This window comes from Dactylosporangium fulvum (assembly GCF_025137375.1).
GTDB classification, from domain to species: Bacteria; Actinomycetota; Actinomycetes; order Mycobacteriales; family Micromonosporaceae; genus Dactylosporangium; species Dactylosporangium fulvum.
Map to the genome: position 1 here is coordinate 2,747,484 of NZ_CP073720.1, position 16,005 is coordinate 2,763,488.

The following is a 16,005-nucleotide window of genomic DNA, read 5'->3' on the forward strand; positions in this document are numbered from 1 at the left end:
CGCTTCGCTCCGGCCGCCCGACCTCCAGGCTGAGCCCATGATGACCGGCCCCTCCGCTTCGCTCCGGACGAGTGTCATCGGCGCACCTTCTCTCCGACCCAGCGGGCCAGTTCCAGCGGGCTGAGGGCGGCCACGGGCATGCCGGCCGCGACGAGTTGGGAGGCGACCGGGACGGAGTACCGCGGCCGGCCCGCGTCGTCCAGGCTCGCGCAGCCGAGGACGGTCACCCCGGACTCGACCAGCGAGCGGGTCTCGGCGAGGAGACCGCCCAACGGATACCCCTCCTCGAAGTCGCTCACGACCACCACGAGCGTCCGCGACGGCACCGTCACCAGCGACCGCGCGTGCCGCAGCCCGGCCGCGATGTGCGTGCCGCCGCCGACCCGCACCTCCAGCAGGAGCCCCAGCGGATCGCCGACCCGGTCGGTGAGGTCCACGACCTCGGTCGAGAACGCGACGAAGTGGGTCGTCAGCGCCGGGACCCCGGCCAGGATCGCCCCGGTGAGCGCCGACCAGATGACCGACGCCTCCATCGAGCCGGACACGTCGACGACCAGGACGAGCCGCCAGTCGACGCCGCGGCGTGCCCGGGTGCGGAAGACCGGCCGCTCCGGGATGACCTGGACCCGTCCGTCGGCCGCGCGCCGGGTCGTCGCCAGGTTGGCTCGCAGCGTCCGGGGCAGGTCGAGCGGTCCGCCCGGCCGTCGCGTCGGCCGCGGGGTCGTGATGCCGGCCAGCGCCGGCCGCAGCCGGGCGGCGAGCTGCCGGGTGAGCTCGTCGACGATGCGGGCCACCAGGGGGCGCAGCCGGGCCACCGTAGACTCGGGCATCGAGCCCACCAGCGACAGCACCGTCTGCAGCAGCTCGACGGACGGGGTGACGTGGTCGGGGCTGAGCAGCAGCGCCGCGTCGCGCCGCCCGGCCTCCGCGGCCCGGGCCAGGACCTCTTCGCGGATGCCCGGCCCGAACAGGACCGAAAGCTCCTCCGCCCACTCCCGGACCGTGGGGAACGACGGTCCCCGGCCCGCGCCGCCGCTCTCGGCCCGGGAACCCTCGCCGGACCCGGCGCCGTACAGCTCGTCGAGCGCCGTCGCATACCGCGCCGCCGACGGGTTCAGACCCTTCGACCGGCGACCCAGGAGCAGCCGCCATCGGTCCACAGTGGACAGATCGTGTGCCGGGTCGTCGGCGCGCGGCGCCGCCGGCTCGGCGTGGTCGGCCGGAGCCGGCGTGGCCGGCTCCGGCAGGACGCCGAGCCCGTCGACCGCCGCGCGGCCCGCGCGGTCGGCGAGCAGCCGGGTCAGCAGCAGCGCCGGGTCGACGTCGCCGGTGTCGAGGGCCAGATCGTCGGTCCCGAGCTGCCGCTCGACCACCGTGAGCAGCCGGTCCCGCCCGGCGGGGCTCACGGCCTGGAACCCGCCGCGCAGCGCCGGCAACCGGGACAGGAAGTCGGCGTCGGACAGCGACCCGACCCGGTCGAGGAGACCGTCGAGCACACCGTGGCCGGTCTGCAGCAGCGGCTCCGCGGCCGTCAGCAGCCCGCGCAGGTGCCCGAGCAGCCGGCGCCGCCCCTCGTCGCCGGTCGCGCCGTCGACCCACGACGCCACGCGGGCGCCGAGCTCGGCAGGATCGGCCAGCCCGAGCAGCACCTGGACGGCGCCCGCGGCGGCACCCATCGCCGGCGTGGCGGTGCGGACGAGGCGATCGAGGGCGTCGGTCAGCCGCAGCCCGGTGCCGGTGGCGTCGACCCGCTGGCTGAGTGCCACGAGCGCCCGCACGTCGGCGAGGTCGTCGGAGCCGGCCAGGCCGTCGACCTGCCGAACGGCCGCCGCCTCCAGGGACGCCACCACCGCGGGCAGGTCACCGATCGCCTCTGGCGACGGCAGGCCGGGCACGTGGCCGTGGCGCAGCCGGTCGACCAGCGCCAGCGCGGTCATGAGCTCGTCGAGGCTCGCGCTCGCGGGGATCGTGGCCGAGAACTCCGCCAGCCGCTCCCCGGCCAGTGCCACCAGCCCGCACTCGGCCGCGGCGGCCAGCCCGGCGACGATCTGCGCCGCGGTCGGCCCGTTGTCGGCGAGCTCGGCACGCCGCTGCTCACGCAGCGCGCCCTCGGTGGCCTGGGCGAGTGTCACCCCGCGGATGCCGGCGACGTCGAGCATCGCCTCGGTGCCCGGCACCCACCGCACGGTCCAGCGGGAGGTGAGCGCGTCGACGCCGCCGGTGCCCTCGACAGCGGTCCGTTCCCCGTACGGCACGTGACACGCGGCCAGCCGGTGCAGCGCGACCTCGCGCCGCCGGTCGAGGTCGGAACGCAGCGGGTCGAGCCGCAGGTCCCGGGCGGGCTCGCCGGGCCCGGGCAGGCGCAGTTCGGCGAGCAGCGTCTCAACGGCGGGCCGCAGCCCGGACCGTGGCGCCCCGGGCGCCAGCCCGCCCCGCACGTCGCCGACCAGGACCCGTTCCATGGCGGCGGCGACCGCACGGCCCCGGCCGAGCACCTCGCCGTGGGCGAGGACACTCTGCAGGGCCTCGATGAGCTCACCCCGCCCCGGCGCCGGCAGGCCCCGCAGCCGCGCGAGGTCGGCGGCGAGCCGGAACACCTCCCGCGCTTCGGCGGGACCGGCCGGGTGTCCGGCGGCGCGGATCTGGGCGCAGACCTCGACCACGGAGGCCAGGGCCGCCGCCTCGACCGCCTCGGGCCGTCCGCCGGCCGTGACGACCGCCTGCTGCCAGCGCGGGTCGCGGATCCCGGCGGGGTATCCGGACCGGGCGTCGAGGAGCGCGAAACTGTACGGCACCAGCGACGTGACAACCCGCTCCGCGGACCTCGCGGCACCCGCCGGCGGGACGGTGCCGTCGTCGGCGTCCGCCAGCAGGGCCGCGGCGTGGAACGAGCCCACGACCGCTGCCGCCCGGCGGCCGGCGACGGCGGCCAGGCAGCCGCGCATCCACGCCTCGCGGTGCAGGTCGAGCGCAGGGACGCCGGCCCCGTCGGCGGCGTCCTGCCGCATCGCCCAGCCGACGAGCAGCGCCGCCCGCCGCACGGATTCCGGGTCGGCGCCGGGTGCGCGGGCCTCCACCACCCGGTCCCACATGTCCTCGTCGGCCCGTCCGGTGGCCGACCGCCGCAGCGAATCGGCCAACGTGGAACGGGTCTCGGCCCCAGCGGGCGCGGCCTCCGGCGGATGCGCCTGCCACCGCCGGTCGGCCAGCGGCAGGTCGCACAGGACCACCTCGACGCCGTTGCGGGCGGCCCATCGCACCGCGACGAGCTCCGGTGAGAAGTCGGCGAACGGGTAGAACGCCGGGCCGCCGCCGGAACCGACGACCCCGGCGAGGGCGACCGGTGCCCTGGTCGCCCCGTCGGCCAGCCACGGCAGCCACTCGGCGAACTCCGCCGGCAGTTCGAGCAGCAGCACCTCGGGCCCGAACTTCGCCAGCAGCTCCTCGACGACGACGGACAGTGCCGGGGAGTGGTGCCGGACCCCGATGAGATACGGCGCGGTGGAACCCGCGAGCGCCTCGAGCGCGGCTTCAGGACTGGAGGACATCACGCAGTTCCCACAGCTGTCGCCAGAGCCGCGCGCCGTCCTCGGCCCGGCGCCGCACCGCGCCGTCCCAGTAGCCGAGCAGCTTCGCGCCGTCGGCCGGGTCGTCCTTGCAGACCACACCCTGCAGGTGGGCGGGCAGCAGGGAGAGCATGTCGCGGTCGCCGGGGAAGTAGGCCGCGGCGAGTCCGAGCGACGTGGCCACCGCGACGGCCTCGGCGGTGCTCATCACCGTCGAGGGCCGCTCCACCTCCCAGCCCTCGACGGACCGCCCGGCCCGCAGGTCGCGGAACGCCGTCACGAGCGCCTCCAGGACCGCGTCGTCGACCGTGAACGGCGTGCGGACCCGATCGAGGGCCGCCTTCGCCTGCCGGGCCACCAGCGCCGTCTCCGCGGCCAGGTCCGGGATCGGGCCGACGGTCTCGAAGTTGAACCGCCGCTTCAGCGCCGCCGACATCTCCGATACGCCGCGGTCACGCAGGTTGGCGGTGGCGATCAGCGTGAACCCGGGCGCGGCGTGGATCGTCGCCCCCGGGGTGCCGGCCAGCTCGGGCACGGCGATGCGCCGGTCCGACAGGATCGACACCATCGCGTCCTGCACCTCCGGAAGGCACCGGGTGATCTCCTCGATCCGGGCGACCGCCCCGGTCCGCATCGCGGTGAGCACGGGCGAGGGCACGAGCGCCTCCGGGCTCGGCCCGCCGGCCAGCAGCAGCGCGTAGTTCCAGCCGTAGCGCAGCTGGTCCTCGGTCGTGCCGGCGGTGCCCTGCACCACCAGCTCACTGGTGCCGCAGACCGCCGCCGCCAGCAGCTCGGACAGCATCGACTTGGCCGTGCCGGGCTCACCGACGAGCAGCAGGCCGCGCTCCCCGGCGAGGGTGACGACGCACCGCTCGACGAGGGCACGGTCGCCGACGAACTTGCGCGGGATCTCCAGCTTCACCGGCACCCCGTCGGGCCGCACACCCTTGGGCAGCGTCAGCTCGCGGCCGTCGCTGCCGACGATGAACGTGACGACCGCGCGCGGCGTCAGCCGCCAGCCCGGCGGCCGGGCGCCGTCGTCGTGCGCGGCCAGGAACGCCAGCTCCGTGGCGTGCGCGAACTCGGCAGGGTCGATCTGCCGGGTCATGGTCGAGGCCGTCATCGGCGTCCCTTCGTGATGAGTTCTTCGAATCGAGGGTGGTCACCGGTCGTGACCCGCGCCCAGGCCAGCTCGAACAGCTTCGGCGCCGGCGCGACCGGGACGATCACGCCGAGGGCGCTGACGACGTCGTCGCCGCCGATGACCAGCGGCAGCTTCCACCGCTCCAGCGGCAGGTGCGGCGTGCCGAGCGCCAGCCAGCCGCCGGGCAGGAACAGCGACCGGCCGGCGCGCGGGCGTTTCGCCTCGACGACCAGGTCGGTGCCGGCCAGCTCGGCGCGGGCCGCCTTGAGCCGGGCCGGCTTCCAGCCGGTCCAGCCGGCCACGTTGCGGTCCGTCGGGTCGGGCAGGGCGAGCAGCTGCAGGTAGAGCGTGGCCGCGTCGGCGCCGAGGCCGTGCCGCTCGGCGACCTCGGCGACCAGGGCGGGCGCCGAGCGGGACGGGTCGTGCTCGGCGCCCTCGGCACCGGGCGGCACCTCGGCGCCGACCCAGTCGTCGAGCTGGTCGCCGAGGATCGCGCGGACCGCGACGACCGGGCCGGTCGGGCCGTCCGCGAACGCGATCAGCGCCGCCAGGATCGGGTCGTCGAGGCCGTCGAGGCGGGCGGGCCGGAAGCGGATCTCGTGCCAGTATCCCCGCTGGGGGACGTAGAACAGGCCGGCGTCGATCATCCGCTCGTCGCGGGTGACCGGGACGCCGAGGCCGCGGAGGAACTTCTCCAGGCGCTCGCCGTCGGTGCCGCCGATCGTGATGCCGAGCTCCGGCTCGCGGAGCCGCTGCCGGGCCAGCTCAAGGACACGGGGGAGGGCGGCGCGGACCGGGTGGTCGTTGGGCAGCCGCCGGACCAGCCAGGGCACCGCTCTGGCGAGGGTGACGAACAGGTCGTCCTCGTCGACACCGGCGACCGGTCCGGCGAGCCAGCGGCAGGTCGCCACGTTGGCGACGCCGTGCAGGAACTCCGACGGGCTCAGCCCGGTCGCCGCGCCCGAGCGGCGGAACTCGACGATGAGCTCGTCGTCGACCGGGGTGCGAGCCCCGACCCGTTCCGCGCGCCAGGCGGCCAGCCGCTGGAGCGCCGGGCCGTCGCTCCACAGCGTCGCCAGGTCGTCGGGCAGCAGCACGGCGTGGACGCCGCTGCCCTGCGAGAGCGTGCGGTCCCGCTGGACGCTCTCCATCGCGGCCTCGACGGCGGCGTCGGTGACGGACGGGTCGATCTGCCAGCCGTCGGGACGGCCGTGCTTCCAGGTGTGCTCATCGGCCGGGCCGGCCAGCAGGACGGTCGCCTCGGCGAGGCTGATGCCGGCCGCGGCGGAGATCGCCCGCACCACGTCGGGCCGCCACGGCAGGGCACCGCGCTCGCGGGCCAGCGCCACGAACGCCGTCACCCGCTCCGCGTCGATGCCGTGCGTGTGCTGGATCGACTCCTGCCCGATGGTGTGTCCCGGCACCGGCCCGAACCGGCCGTCGGCCGAGTGCTCCAGGGCCCGCACCTCGCCGTCGCTGCGGTCGACCCGCAGGGCGACGAGGCGTCGCCCGCCGAGGTCGAGGATCTCCCCGACCTCCAGCACCGGCTGGTTGGTGTCGGAGTGGAGCCGCACCCGGCGCACCCGCCCACCGGCGGCCAGCAGGCCCGACCCGGCCATGATCTCCAGGAGGTCGAGCAGCGCGGCGCGGTGCTCGGGCGGGGTCACCAGCGACACCGAGCGGTGCAGGATCGCCGGTAGGGCGCCGATGGCGTCGAACCAGTCGGGGTCGGCGCCGGCCACCAGCGCCGCGATCGGCTGCCCCGGCTCGCGCCCGGTGAGCGCGGCGCCGACGTGCAGGTAGAGCCGCACCGCCTCGTGGCCGTGGTCGTAGCAGTTCGGGATCAGGCCGCGCAGCGCGGCGTCGAGCAGCCGGTCACCGGGCTTGTCGGCGTCGGGGTCGGTCTGCTCGCTGACCGGCAGCGCCGAGATCTCGGCGGTCGCGCCGGCGAGTCGCAGCAGCCGGGAAGTGGACCGGGCCGTGTCCCGCACGATCCCGGTGACGCCGTCGATCAGCGCCGGGTGCGTCACCCCGGGCAGTGCCTCGGTGACCAGCTTGCGCACCCCGTCGCCGTCCGGGACGGCCGCCGTCTCGGCGAGCACCGCGGCGAGCAGCTCACCGGCCGCCCGGTCGGTGAAGACCCGCAGCGCGGCCGAGCCGGCCTCGTCCCGGGGCAGCAGGTAGTGCCAGTAGGCCGGCGGCGGCACCAGCGGTGTGCCCTCGGCGAACGCCGAGGTCTGCCGCCCGGTGCCCAGGAAACCGAACTGCATGCCGTCGGCTGTCCACAGGCCCACACCCGAGGCGCGCCAGGCGTCCTGGACGACCACGCCGTGCAGGGTGCCGGACCCGGGGAACCGGATCGCACCCACCAGCCGGCCGGACCGGGCGCGGTGGCCGTCGTCGACGTCGGGCAGGGTGAACGTGCGTCCGTCGACGGACTCGCCGATCTGGGCGCCGCCGGGGGTGCGGCGGACCCGCCAGCCGACGAGCCCGTCACGGTAGCCGAGCGGGCTGCCGGACAGGCGCTCGCCGGCCGGCAGGAGCCGGCAGGAGTGGGGATCCAGCGGCTCGCCGTCGACCGCGCCGCGCTCGAAGAACGCCGGCAGCGACTCGCGGCCGAGCGCGCCGGTCGCCACGTCGAACTCCCGCCAGTGCCACGAGTAGTCGGTCTCGGATTGCACCAGCACCCAGTGGTGCAGGCCGTCGGTGGCGACCGTGCCGCGCTCCTGCGCCGAGTGGTCGCCGGCGTGCAGCGGCCGGCCACCGGCGGTGCGCCCGCCGCCGGGCAACGCGACGGACAGCGCGGCGTTGGTGGGGAACGCGTCGTCGGGTGTGATGAAGACGTCGTCGGGCGCGCCGCTCCAGTAGCCGGCCCGCTCCGGGCCCAGGTCCCAGCTCACCAGAAGCTGCCCGTCGACGTACCGGACGGCGGTGCGCCAGTCCCAGCGGCGCTGGTCCGGCGGGATGCGCAGCAGGTGCTCCAGTTCGACACCGTCGCCACCCGCGACGACCACCTGGTCACCGGCGCGCACCACGAGCTGGGGCCACTGGGTCAGCATGTGCACACCGGTCTGGCCGTCGAGCGCGATCCTGGTGACCGCCTCCTCGAGCGCCGGCCAGCCGAACTCGTCGAAGACGCCGGTGCGCAGGGTGCGGCCGAGGACCGGGCCGAGGTCGTGGTCGAGAATGCGCCGCACCGCCTCCGGGTTGACCGCCAGGCCCTCGGGGCAGGAGACGAGCGCCAGCCGGTCGAGCTCCGCGTTGATCGTCGTCAGGCCCTGCTGGACGACCCGGTCGGCGAGGCGGTCCATCCACCAGTGCAGCACCGCGCGGAGCCCGGGCACGCCCACCACGGCCGCGACCCGGGACGGTGTGGCGGAGACGTGGTCGCTCCAGTTGACGCGCAGATGCCCTTCGACGCTGTCGGCCAGCCCGGGCAGCAGCCCGGGGTGGCGCCCGACCTCGACGAGGTCGCGCCGGCCCTCGGTTTCGTCCTCGAGCCAGCGGTCGACGGCGCAGGTCGTGTCGGCGGGCACCTCGGCGAGCGGCACGCCGAGCGCCAGGCACGTGTCGACGAGGTCGAGGTCGACCAACTGCCGGCTGCGGCACAGCTCGACCGGCACGCCGTCGGACCGCAGCCGCCCGGCCATCCGCTCCGCGAGCACGAGCAGCGCCGGCAGCCGCTTGCGGCGCCAGGTCGCCCGGTGCCGGTCCAGCCGTGCCAGCCAGCCGGCCGGCCCGTCGGGCGACTCGGCCGCGGCCGGCACACCGCCGGCCGGTCCGGTGAGCGCCTCCGTGACACCGGCCTCGTCGAGCAGGTCGAGCCAGACGTCGGCCGGGCACTCCTTGGGGAACATGCCGAGCAGCCGGCCGCGGATCTCCGGATCGCGGCGGGCGATGCGCACCAGCGTCGGCCGGTAGGCCGTCCAGAAGCCGGCCGGCGCGCGCAGGATCGACGGCGCGGCGAGCAGCTCCAGCAGCAGCGTCTCCTCCTCGGCCGCGCCGAGCTTCGCGGCCTTCGCCAGCCGGCGCAGATCGGCGTGCATCTGCGCATACGGCGGCATGCCGCCGAGGGTGCGCTCGACGCACAGCCGGCGGAAGCGGTCGTAGGCGGTCGCCGGGTCGCAGCGGGCCGCGAGGTCGCGGGCGTGCGCGGCGAGTGCCTTGGCGGTGAGCGCGCCGGCCAGGGCGAACTCGAGGAACACCGTGTGCTGCCGGTCCTCGTCGATGGCGAGGGCGTAGAGCCGCTCGGCCTCGCGGGCCTTGCCGAACATCGTCGCCGCGTAGGAGGTGCTGTCGGCGGCGAGGAACGCGCGGGCCGCCTCCTCGTAGAACGTCGGCAGGAAGTGCGGCACCGAACGGGCGAGACGCTCGCCGAGCTCGTTGAACCCGTCGCGGGCCGGGCCGATGCGGGACTTCGCGACCCGGACCAGCCGCTCGATCTCCTTGACCAGCGCGAGGGCGTGGTGACCGTTGGCCGGGTCGTGGACCAGCGCCCACGCGGGGAAGCCGAGCGCCTGCTGCCGCACCACGCCGACCTCGGCGACGGCCTCGGGGGCGGTGAAACCGAGGAACTCCATGGTGAGGTCCTCGGCCTGGCCGAGCGTGCCCGGCACCAGCCGGACCACGGTCCGGTCGCCGAGGACGGGATGCCGATACGCCCTGGTGGTCAGCGTGTCGACCGTGTCCGTGCCCGCCCCGCCGCCGGTCGGCAGCACGGCTCCCGCGTCCAGCAGTGCCTCGTCGACGGTGTTCATGCCGCAGCCTCCTCGCCGCTCTGTTCCACGATCCGGCCCGCGTAGAGCGCCGCGGCCATGCGCATGCCTTCGGACCAGGCCACCGGGCCGATCTCGCCCAGCGGGATCGACGAGCCGCTGGCCCGCACGAACACCAGGTCGCCCGTCTCCGCCTCGGAATAGGGGTCGTCCGCGCCGACCCAGCTGCGTGCCTCCACCGCGCTGCCGTCCTCGAAGACCCGGCAGACCGCGTAGCCTCCCTTGACCGGATAACCCTGCGACGCCGCGCGGGCCAGCAGGTGCCGCAACTCGGCGAACCGGCCGCCGGCGTAGTCACCGACGCTCGTCGCGGCCGGCTCCAGGTCGGCGGGGCACGTCCACGTCTGGCGGAACAGCTGGTCGACGGACTGCTCGACGCCGAGGTCCGCGGCGAACTCGCGGAGGTCGTCGAGGTCGGGCAGCCGCACCGGATGGGGGATCGCGACCCGGGCCGCCGGCAGCCGCACGGTCTCGCCGTCGAGATTGACGATGCCGACCCCTTCCGGGCCGGCGTCACGCAGGAAGCCCACCTCGTCGGGGTCCCAGCCGCCGTCGTCGTCGAGGACCGCGACGACCAGGTCGGTGAGCGCCGCCCGCCAGACCTCGTCGGGCCAGACCCGGGCCAGCACCGCGGCCGGCACCGGCAGCGACCGCACCATCCACAGGTCGACCTGCTCGCGGACCTGTGCCTCGTGCCGGCCCAGCCACTCGACGAGCTGCCGCAGGTTGACGACCGCGGCGTCGTCGCGCAGCGCCGCCGGCATCGATCTGAGCACCTTGCCCTTGGCGTTGCGGCACGCTATCTGCCCCGACACCAGGGTGACCTCATAACCACCGCTCGCCGCCAGCCATGTCATGCGACCACTGCCTTACCGATCTAGGGGAGCTCCTCGGACCCCCGGGAGGTTAGCGACCCGGTGCGACATTTTTTCGCGCACCGGCCGCCACCTGGCATGGTGGAGGCATGTGCAGGAACATCCGGGTGCTGAACAACTTCGAACCGCCGGCGACCGAGGACGAGATCGAGGCCGCCGCGCTGCAGTACGTCCGCAAGGTCAGCGGCATGACCAGACCGTCCGCCGCGAACCAGGAGGTGTTCGCCGCCGCCGTCCAGGCGGTCGCCGCGGCCACCCGCGAGCTGCTCGATGCGCTGGTCACCAGCGCGCCGCCGCGCGACCGCGAGATCGAGGCGGCCAAGGCGAGGGCCCGCGCCGCGGAGCGCTACGGCACACAGGCGGCGCAGGGCTGACGCACGGCACGCGCCCGTCCGGCGGATGCCTTCCGGCTGCCGTGTCAGGGACGATGCGTGTCGATGGGTGTCGCACAGCGGGTGAGATCCGGGCTCGACTGGTCGTTGATCACGGTCGACGCCGACGCGGACGGTGTGGTGCGGCGCAACGAGGAGCGCCTGGCCAGCACCGTCGCGTTCATCCGGCTCGCCACCGTGCCGTTCCTCGCCGTTCCGCTCGTACAGTGGCACGACCTGCTACGGCCGTGGCTCATGGTCGCCGTGCTGGTCGCCGCCGTGGCCGAGGCCGGGTGGTTCTTCCGCCGTGCGCGGCGCCCCGGCGGCATCCGGGGTGACGAGGTCCTCGCCTGGGTCGACGTCGCGTTCTGCGTCGCGCTCATGGTGGCCGGCTCCCGCGCCGGCCTGCCGGACGAGCGCAACACCGTGCTGACGGAGCTGGTACCGGTGAGCCTCGCCAGCCCGGTCGTCCTCGCGTTCGCCGTCGGGTTCCGCCTCCGCGCCGTCGCCGCCGTCCTGCTGCTCGCCGGGGCGTGGACCATGGCGGTGCTGCCGGACGTCACGCAGAAGCTCGGCTCCGACATCCTCGGGTTCGTCGTGTGGTACCTCGCCGGGCTCGCGGTCGCGACGCTCCTGCGCAGGATGGCGGCCGAGACGGCGGCCGCGGTCGCGCAGGCCAGGCGCGCCGAGCTCCTCGCCGCCGAGCAGACGCACCGGGAGGTGGAGCGGAGACACCAGGAAGGCGTGCGCCGCTCGCTGCACGACGGCGTGCTGCCGATCTTCGACGGCATCGCCCTCGACGAGCGGCTCGGCGACGACACCCGCCGCGCCGCTCGCCGGGGCGCGATGCGGGCCCGTGCGCTGCTGCGCGGCACCGGCCCGCCGCACCCCGGCGGCTTCGAGCAGCGGGCGTCCGAGCTCGCCGACACGTTCCTGGACCTCGGCCTGCTGCTCACCCCGCGGCTGTACGTCCACGCCGACCCGCCCGCGGACGTCACCGACGCGGTCCTCGCCGCCGCGCACGAGGCGCTCGCCAACGCGCTGAAGTACGCCGGCCCCGACACCGAGGTCGTGCTGTTCGTCGAGTCCACCGCGGAGGGCGGCGAGATCTCCGTCCTGGACACCGGCCCCGGCTTCGACCCGGCCACGACGCCGAAGGGCGGCGGCTACACCGCGTCGCTGCCGGCGGTCGAGGCGGTCGGCGCCACCTGGTCCGTCACCGCGAGCCCGGGCCGGGGCGCGAAGGTGGTGCTGCGATGGCAGTGCCCGTAGTGGTCGTCGACGACCACCGGATGGTCGGCGTGCCCCTGGTGGCGGCGCTGACCCCGGCGCTCGCCGCGCACGGCTTCCGGGTCCTGCCGCTGGCCGTGACGGTGGCCGCGGTCGGCCGTACGACCGCACCCGGCGTCGCCGTCTGCGACGTCATCCTCGACGGGGGCGTCTCCGGCGCGGCCGCCGTCGAGGCGCTGGCCGGCCGCGGCTGGCGGGTCCTGCTGATGTCCGGCGCCGCGCCGGAGGAACAGGTCCTCGACGCGGTCGCGGCCGGCGCACGGGGCTATCTGGTGAAGTCCGACGATCCCGGCAGCCTCGTCGCCGCGATCCTGGCCGTGGCGGCGACCGGCCGGCACCTGTCGCCGTCCCTCGCCGCGCTGCTCTACGCCGATCTCGGCCGCCGCCCCGAGCCGCGCCTGTCCGCCACCGACCAGCGCGTGCTGCGCAGCTTCGTCCAGGGCGAGGACGCCGAGCGGGCCGCCGCTTCCTGCGGGCTGACGGAGCCGGAGGTACTGGCCGGCGTCGAGCGCATCTTCCGCGCGGCCGTCGAGCGGCGCCGCCGGCACCAGCTCACCCCGCGCGAACTGGAGGTCGTCCGCGCGGTCGCCTGCGAACACCTGTCGACCGCCGAGGCCGCCCGCCGGCTGTTCATGTCGATCGACACGGCCAACACCCACCTGCGGTCGATCCGCCGCAAGTACCGCCTCGTCCACCCGGACGCGCCGGCGACCCTGCCGCAACGGACCGCGGCCCAGCTCTGGGCGCGTGAGCTCAACCTCTGCTGACGGATTCACCAGTCTTGGCGAGTGCCTGTGCCCGTGGCCGGTTGCCAGACTGGAGTCGCGCGGTGGTCACGCGGGGGGTGTGACCACCGCGCCCGGCGGCGGACGACGGCCGTGCGGCGGTCACGCCCCGGCAAGGCCGCCCTCGGTGCCGACCTTCTTGGTGGCCAGCGCCCGCACGATCAGCGCCGTCTCCTCGTAGCCGACGATCAGCACGCCGTCGGGCTTGAGCTCGCGCACGCGGGTCGCGAGGCCCGAGAAGTCCTCGGCGGTGGCCGGGTAGCTCATCAGGTCGATGCTGTCTTCGGTCATGCCGGACGCCACCAGGTTCGCCTTGACGTTGCCCTGCAGGCCCATGCCGTATGCGTCCTCGCGCGCGACGATCACGACCCGGTGCGGGCCGTCGCGCATGATGACGTCGCTGAGCGCCCGCGCCTGCAGCGCGTCGGGCGGCGCGGTCCGGAAGAACAGGCCGTTGTCCGCCACGTTGCTCAGCTCGTCGGAGGTCGATGACGGCGAGATCAGGATCCGCCCGGCCTCGACGACCTTCGGGATCACCGCCTTCGTGACGCTCGACGACGACGCGCCGACCATGACCTGGACGCCCTGGCTGATGAACCGGTCGACGGTGGCCGCCGCGACCTTGGCGTCGGTGCCGTCGTCGCCGTCGACGTATTCGACGGGCACGCCGAGCACCCCGCCGGCCGCGTTGAGGTCGGCGATCGCCAGCTTGGCGCCGGCGAAGCGGGGTGCGCTGCGGTACGCGAGCCGGCCCGTGTGCGGCATGAGCGCCCCGACCTTCAGCGGCGCGGGGCGCTTGTTCTTGTCGGACGCCGGCGGGGGCGGTGCGGCCGTACTGGCGGTCTTCGAATCGCCTGCCCCGACGTACTCGGTCAGATTGTCGTTGATGGTGTTGTCCCGGCCGAAGTGCAGGGTGCCGTACGAGGCCGTCGACGGCTCACCCTGGTCGGTCATGCCGCCCTGGCTCATCGAGACGCCGCGGTACGCGAAGTCCTTGCCCGACTTGGCCAGCGGCAGGCAGGTGGCGGCGCTGTCGCAGGTCGTGCCGGACGTGGTCACGCCCACGACGTGCTTGGCGAAGACCGTCGCCTCGGTCGTACGGGCGGCCTCGGCGGCCAGCGCGGTGATGATCACGGCGTCGTAGGCCTCGGCGGCGTAACCGAAGTCGGCGAGCGCCCCGTCGACCGTGCGCAACCGGTTCTTGAACGCCTCGGGCAGCTTCAGTAGCGGCGCGGTGCCGGTCATGCCGGACAGCAGGGACGGGTTGTCCTTGAGTTTGTCACGCAGCGCGTTGGTCATGTTGGCGTCGGCGCCGTAGAGTCGGACCACAACCGGGGTCTCCGGTTCCTGGCCCGACTCCGTCTTCCTGGTGCCGCAGCCGGCGAGGGTGACCGCCGTCGCCGTGAGCGCGGCGGTGATCCACCGCGCCCGGCTTGCCTGCGTCGCACTGTTTCCCACTGGTCCTCCGGATCCGCTGTAACGGCCGCGAGGACTTTAGGGGCACGGAGTGCCCTGATCCGGAAAACCGTGACGACCTTGACGAAACCTTGTGGGAACCCCTAAACCTTTCGAGACCGCCTGTCGTACACGTGTCGCAACGACAGGTCGGCGCGGACCGTCATCCGGCCGGAGGGCAGGGGGCGGGCCGGAGCCGGGTCAGCGCCAGCGCGGAGACGACGGCACCGGAGAGCAGCCAGCCGCCGAGCACGTCGGTCGGCCAGTGGGCCGCCAGCGCGACGCGGCTGATCCCGACCAGGACCGCCCAGCCGGCCAGGGCGACGACGAGCGCCGTGCGCAGCGGCTCGCGGGGCAGGAACGCCAGCACGATCACGATCGCCACCCCGGCGGTGATGCCCGCCGACATGGTGTGCCCGGACGGGAAGGACCACCCGGCCGCGGGCGTGAGCCGGTCCACCGGCCGTGCCCGGTCCACGAGGTGCAGCACGCCCAGCCGCACGAGTGCGGTGCCCGCCCAGGCCGTGAGCAGGAACACCGCGGCGCGGCGCTGTCCCAGCAACAGCAGGGCGGCGGTGCTCACCAGCCCCACGAGGCTGAGCAACCAGGTGTCCGCGCTGTGCGTGATGATCGACATCAGCGTGCGCCAGCGCTCGTGGCCGAGGGTGAACCGCCGGGCCGCGTCGCTCACCGTCAGGTCGAACCGCAGCACCGCGGGTGTCCGGGCCGCCACGAGGGTGGTCAGCACGGCGAACGCGGACGCCGCCGCGATGGGCGGGATCCGCCACGCGCTGCGCACCGTGCCACCCATTCCTCGCCCTTTCTCGCAGCCGCCCGTGGGGCATCCTGCCCCGTGCATGCTGAGCATCGCCTGAACGACCCGGCCGGCGGCCACCGGGGCGGCATGAACCGGCCCGGCTCAGACCAGCGCGGCGAGCGGCTCCGAGCGGACTCGCACGTCGCGCTGCGGCATCGCATCGAGCGCCGGGAGGGCCGCCGCGGGTCACCTCGTCGTCGGCCCGCAGGATGCCGCCGGCCGGTTGACCTTGGTGGGTTTCCGTGCCCAGGGCCACGGAAATCGACCAAGGTCAGGTGCGTTGCGCCGCCCAGGCGGGCCCCAGGTCCGGGTGCGGGCTCCGGTCAAGCCGGTGGCAGGCCGATGAAGTCGTCCAGTCCGGCGGTGCGCAGCGTGCGAACCAGGGCGGCCGACGGGTTCTGGAGGACCAGCCGGGTGCCGGCGCGCTCTGCCTGCTTCGCCGCCGACACGAGGGCGCCGACGCCGCTGGAGTCCATGAAGGTGACCAGCTGCAGGTCGACGTGGATCACGCCGGTGGACTGCTGGAGCGCCTGGTCGACACAGGCGCGGAACCGCTCGGCGGAGCCGTAGTCGAGATCGCCGCGCGCGACGATCGCGAGGCCACCGCCGATGCGGCCTTGTACGTGCAGGCTCAGGTTCATCGCCACCGTCCCAACGCTGATCGGTAACAGACTATCCGCCCAGCTCACAACCTGTTTCTTGCTATCGGGCAAGCGATTGGCCATAGGGCGTTCGGCTGGAGAGCTGATCACCGGCGGGGAGGCCGGTGCGCCATCACCCCGTACCGCGTGCATCAGGGGCTGACGGAGGGCATATCGGTTGCGAACGGCGAGCGTGCGGTATCGGCGCCGGGCGGCCGGACCACTCCGGACAGGTGATGACGGTTCGCCCGGACGGGGTACAGCATCGTCGGGGCGGTACAGGTTC

The 16,005-nt window shown here is 74.8% G+C and carries 10 protein-coding genes; 3 read left to right on the forward strand and 7 right to left on the reverse strand.

What is annotated here, in order from left to right; all coding sequences use genetic code 11:
- Positions 1 to 74 precede the first annotated feature (74 nt).
- From Dfulv_RS12765 to Dfulv_RS12780, 4 genes are read right to left on the reverse strand one after another with little or no spacing between them, the layout of a single operon-like run.
- Entirely contained in the window at positions 75 to 3,548 is a 3,474-nt protein-coding gene (locus Dfulv_RS12765; RefSeq protein WP_259863081.1) for a vWA domain-containing protein, read from the reverse strand.
- Positions 3,532 to 4,689, reverse strand: coding sequence for an ATP-binding protein (locus tag Dfulv_RS12770; RefSeq protein ID WP_259863083.1), 1,158 nt, complete (start codon positions 4,687 to 4,689; stop codon positions 3,532 to 3,534). Before Dfulv_RS12770 ends, Dfulv_RS12765 begins: the two co-directional genes overlap by 17 nt.
- Positions 4,686 to 9,467, reverse strand: coding sequence for a hypothetical protein (locus tag Dfulv_RS12775; protein WP_259863085.1), 4,782 nt, complete (start codon positions 9,465 to 9,467; stop codon positions 4,686 to 4,688). Before Dfulv_RS12775 ends, Dfulv_RS12770 begins: the two co-directional genes overlap by 4 nt.
- The gene (locus Dfulv_RS12780) at positions 9,464 to 10,342 is read right to left on the reverse strand and encodes a DUF4132 domain-containing protein (protein WP_259863087.1); all 879 of its coding nucleotides are present in this window, start codon (positions 10,340 to 10,342) and stop codon (positions 9,464 to 9,466) included. The genes Dfulv_RS12775 and Dfulv_RS12780 overlap by 4 nt, the downstream gene beginning before the upstream one ends.
- 107 nt (positions 10,343 to 10,449) lie before the next feature.
- Here Dfulv_RS12780 and Dfulv_RS12785 point away from each other — a divergent pair, with 107 nt between their 5' ends.
- The 3 genes from Dfulv_RS12785 (at position 10,450) to Dfulv_RS12795 (ending at position 12,788) form a co-directional block, all read left to right on the forward strand.
- Positions 10,450 to 10,734 (forward strand): DUF2277 domain-containing protein, encoded by a 285-nt coding sequence (locus Dfulv_RS12785; protein WP_259863088.1) that lies wholly within the window; start codon positions 10,450 to 10,452, stop codon positions 10,732 to 10,734.
- Positions 10,735 to 10,797: 63 nt separating this feature from the next.
- Positions 10,798 to 12,003 carry an ATP-binding protein gene (locus tag Dfulv_RS12790; protein WP_259863089.1) on the forward strand — a complete coding sequence of 402 codons (1,206 nt, stop codon included), beginning with the start codon at positions 10,798 to 10,800 and terminating at the stop codon, positions 12,001 to 12,003.
- Complete coding sequence (locus Dfulv_RS12795; RefSeq protein WP_259863090.1) at positions 11,988 to 12,788, forward strand: response regulator; 801 nt, start codon at positions 11,988 to 11,990, stop codon at positions 12,786 to 12,788. Before Dfulv_RS12790 ends, Dfulv_RS12795 begins: the two co-directional genes overlap by 16 nt.
- Positions 12,789 to 12,908: 120 nt before the next feature.
- Here Dfulv_RS12795 and Dfulv_RS12800 read toward each other — a convergent pair whose 3' ends face one another.
- The 3 genes from Dfulv_RS12800 to Dfulv_RS12810 all read right to left on the reverse strand — a co-directional run bounded on the left by Dfulv_RS12800 (position 12,909) and on the right by Dfulv_RS12810 (position 15,719).
- Positions 12,909 to 14,264: an ABC transporter substrate-binding protein gene (locus Dfulv_RS12800; RefSeq protein ID WP_259863091.1), complete on the reverse strand. Its 1,356-nt coding sequence runs from the start codon at positions 14,262 to 14,264 to the stop codon at positions 12,909 to 12,911.
- A 160-nt stretch (positions 14,265 to 14,424) separates the two neighbouring features.
- The gene (locus Dfulv_RS12805) at positions 14,425 to 15,060 is read right to left on the reverse strand and encodes a phosphatase PAP2 family protein (RefSeq protein ID WP_259863092.1); all 636 of its coding nucleotides are present in this window, start codon (positions 15,058 to 15,060) and stop codon (positions 14,425 to 14,427) included.
- A 341-nt stretch (positions 15,061 to 15,401) separates the two neighbouring features.
- Positions 15,402 to 15,719 (reverse strand): STAS domain-containing protein, encoded by a 318-nt coding sequence (locus Dfulv_RS12810; protein ID WP_259867645.1) that lies wholly within the window; start codon positions 15,717 to 15,719, stop codon positions 15,402 to 15,404.
- Between the last annotated feature and the right edge of the window lie 286 nt (positions 15,720 to 16,005).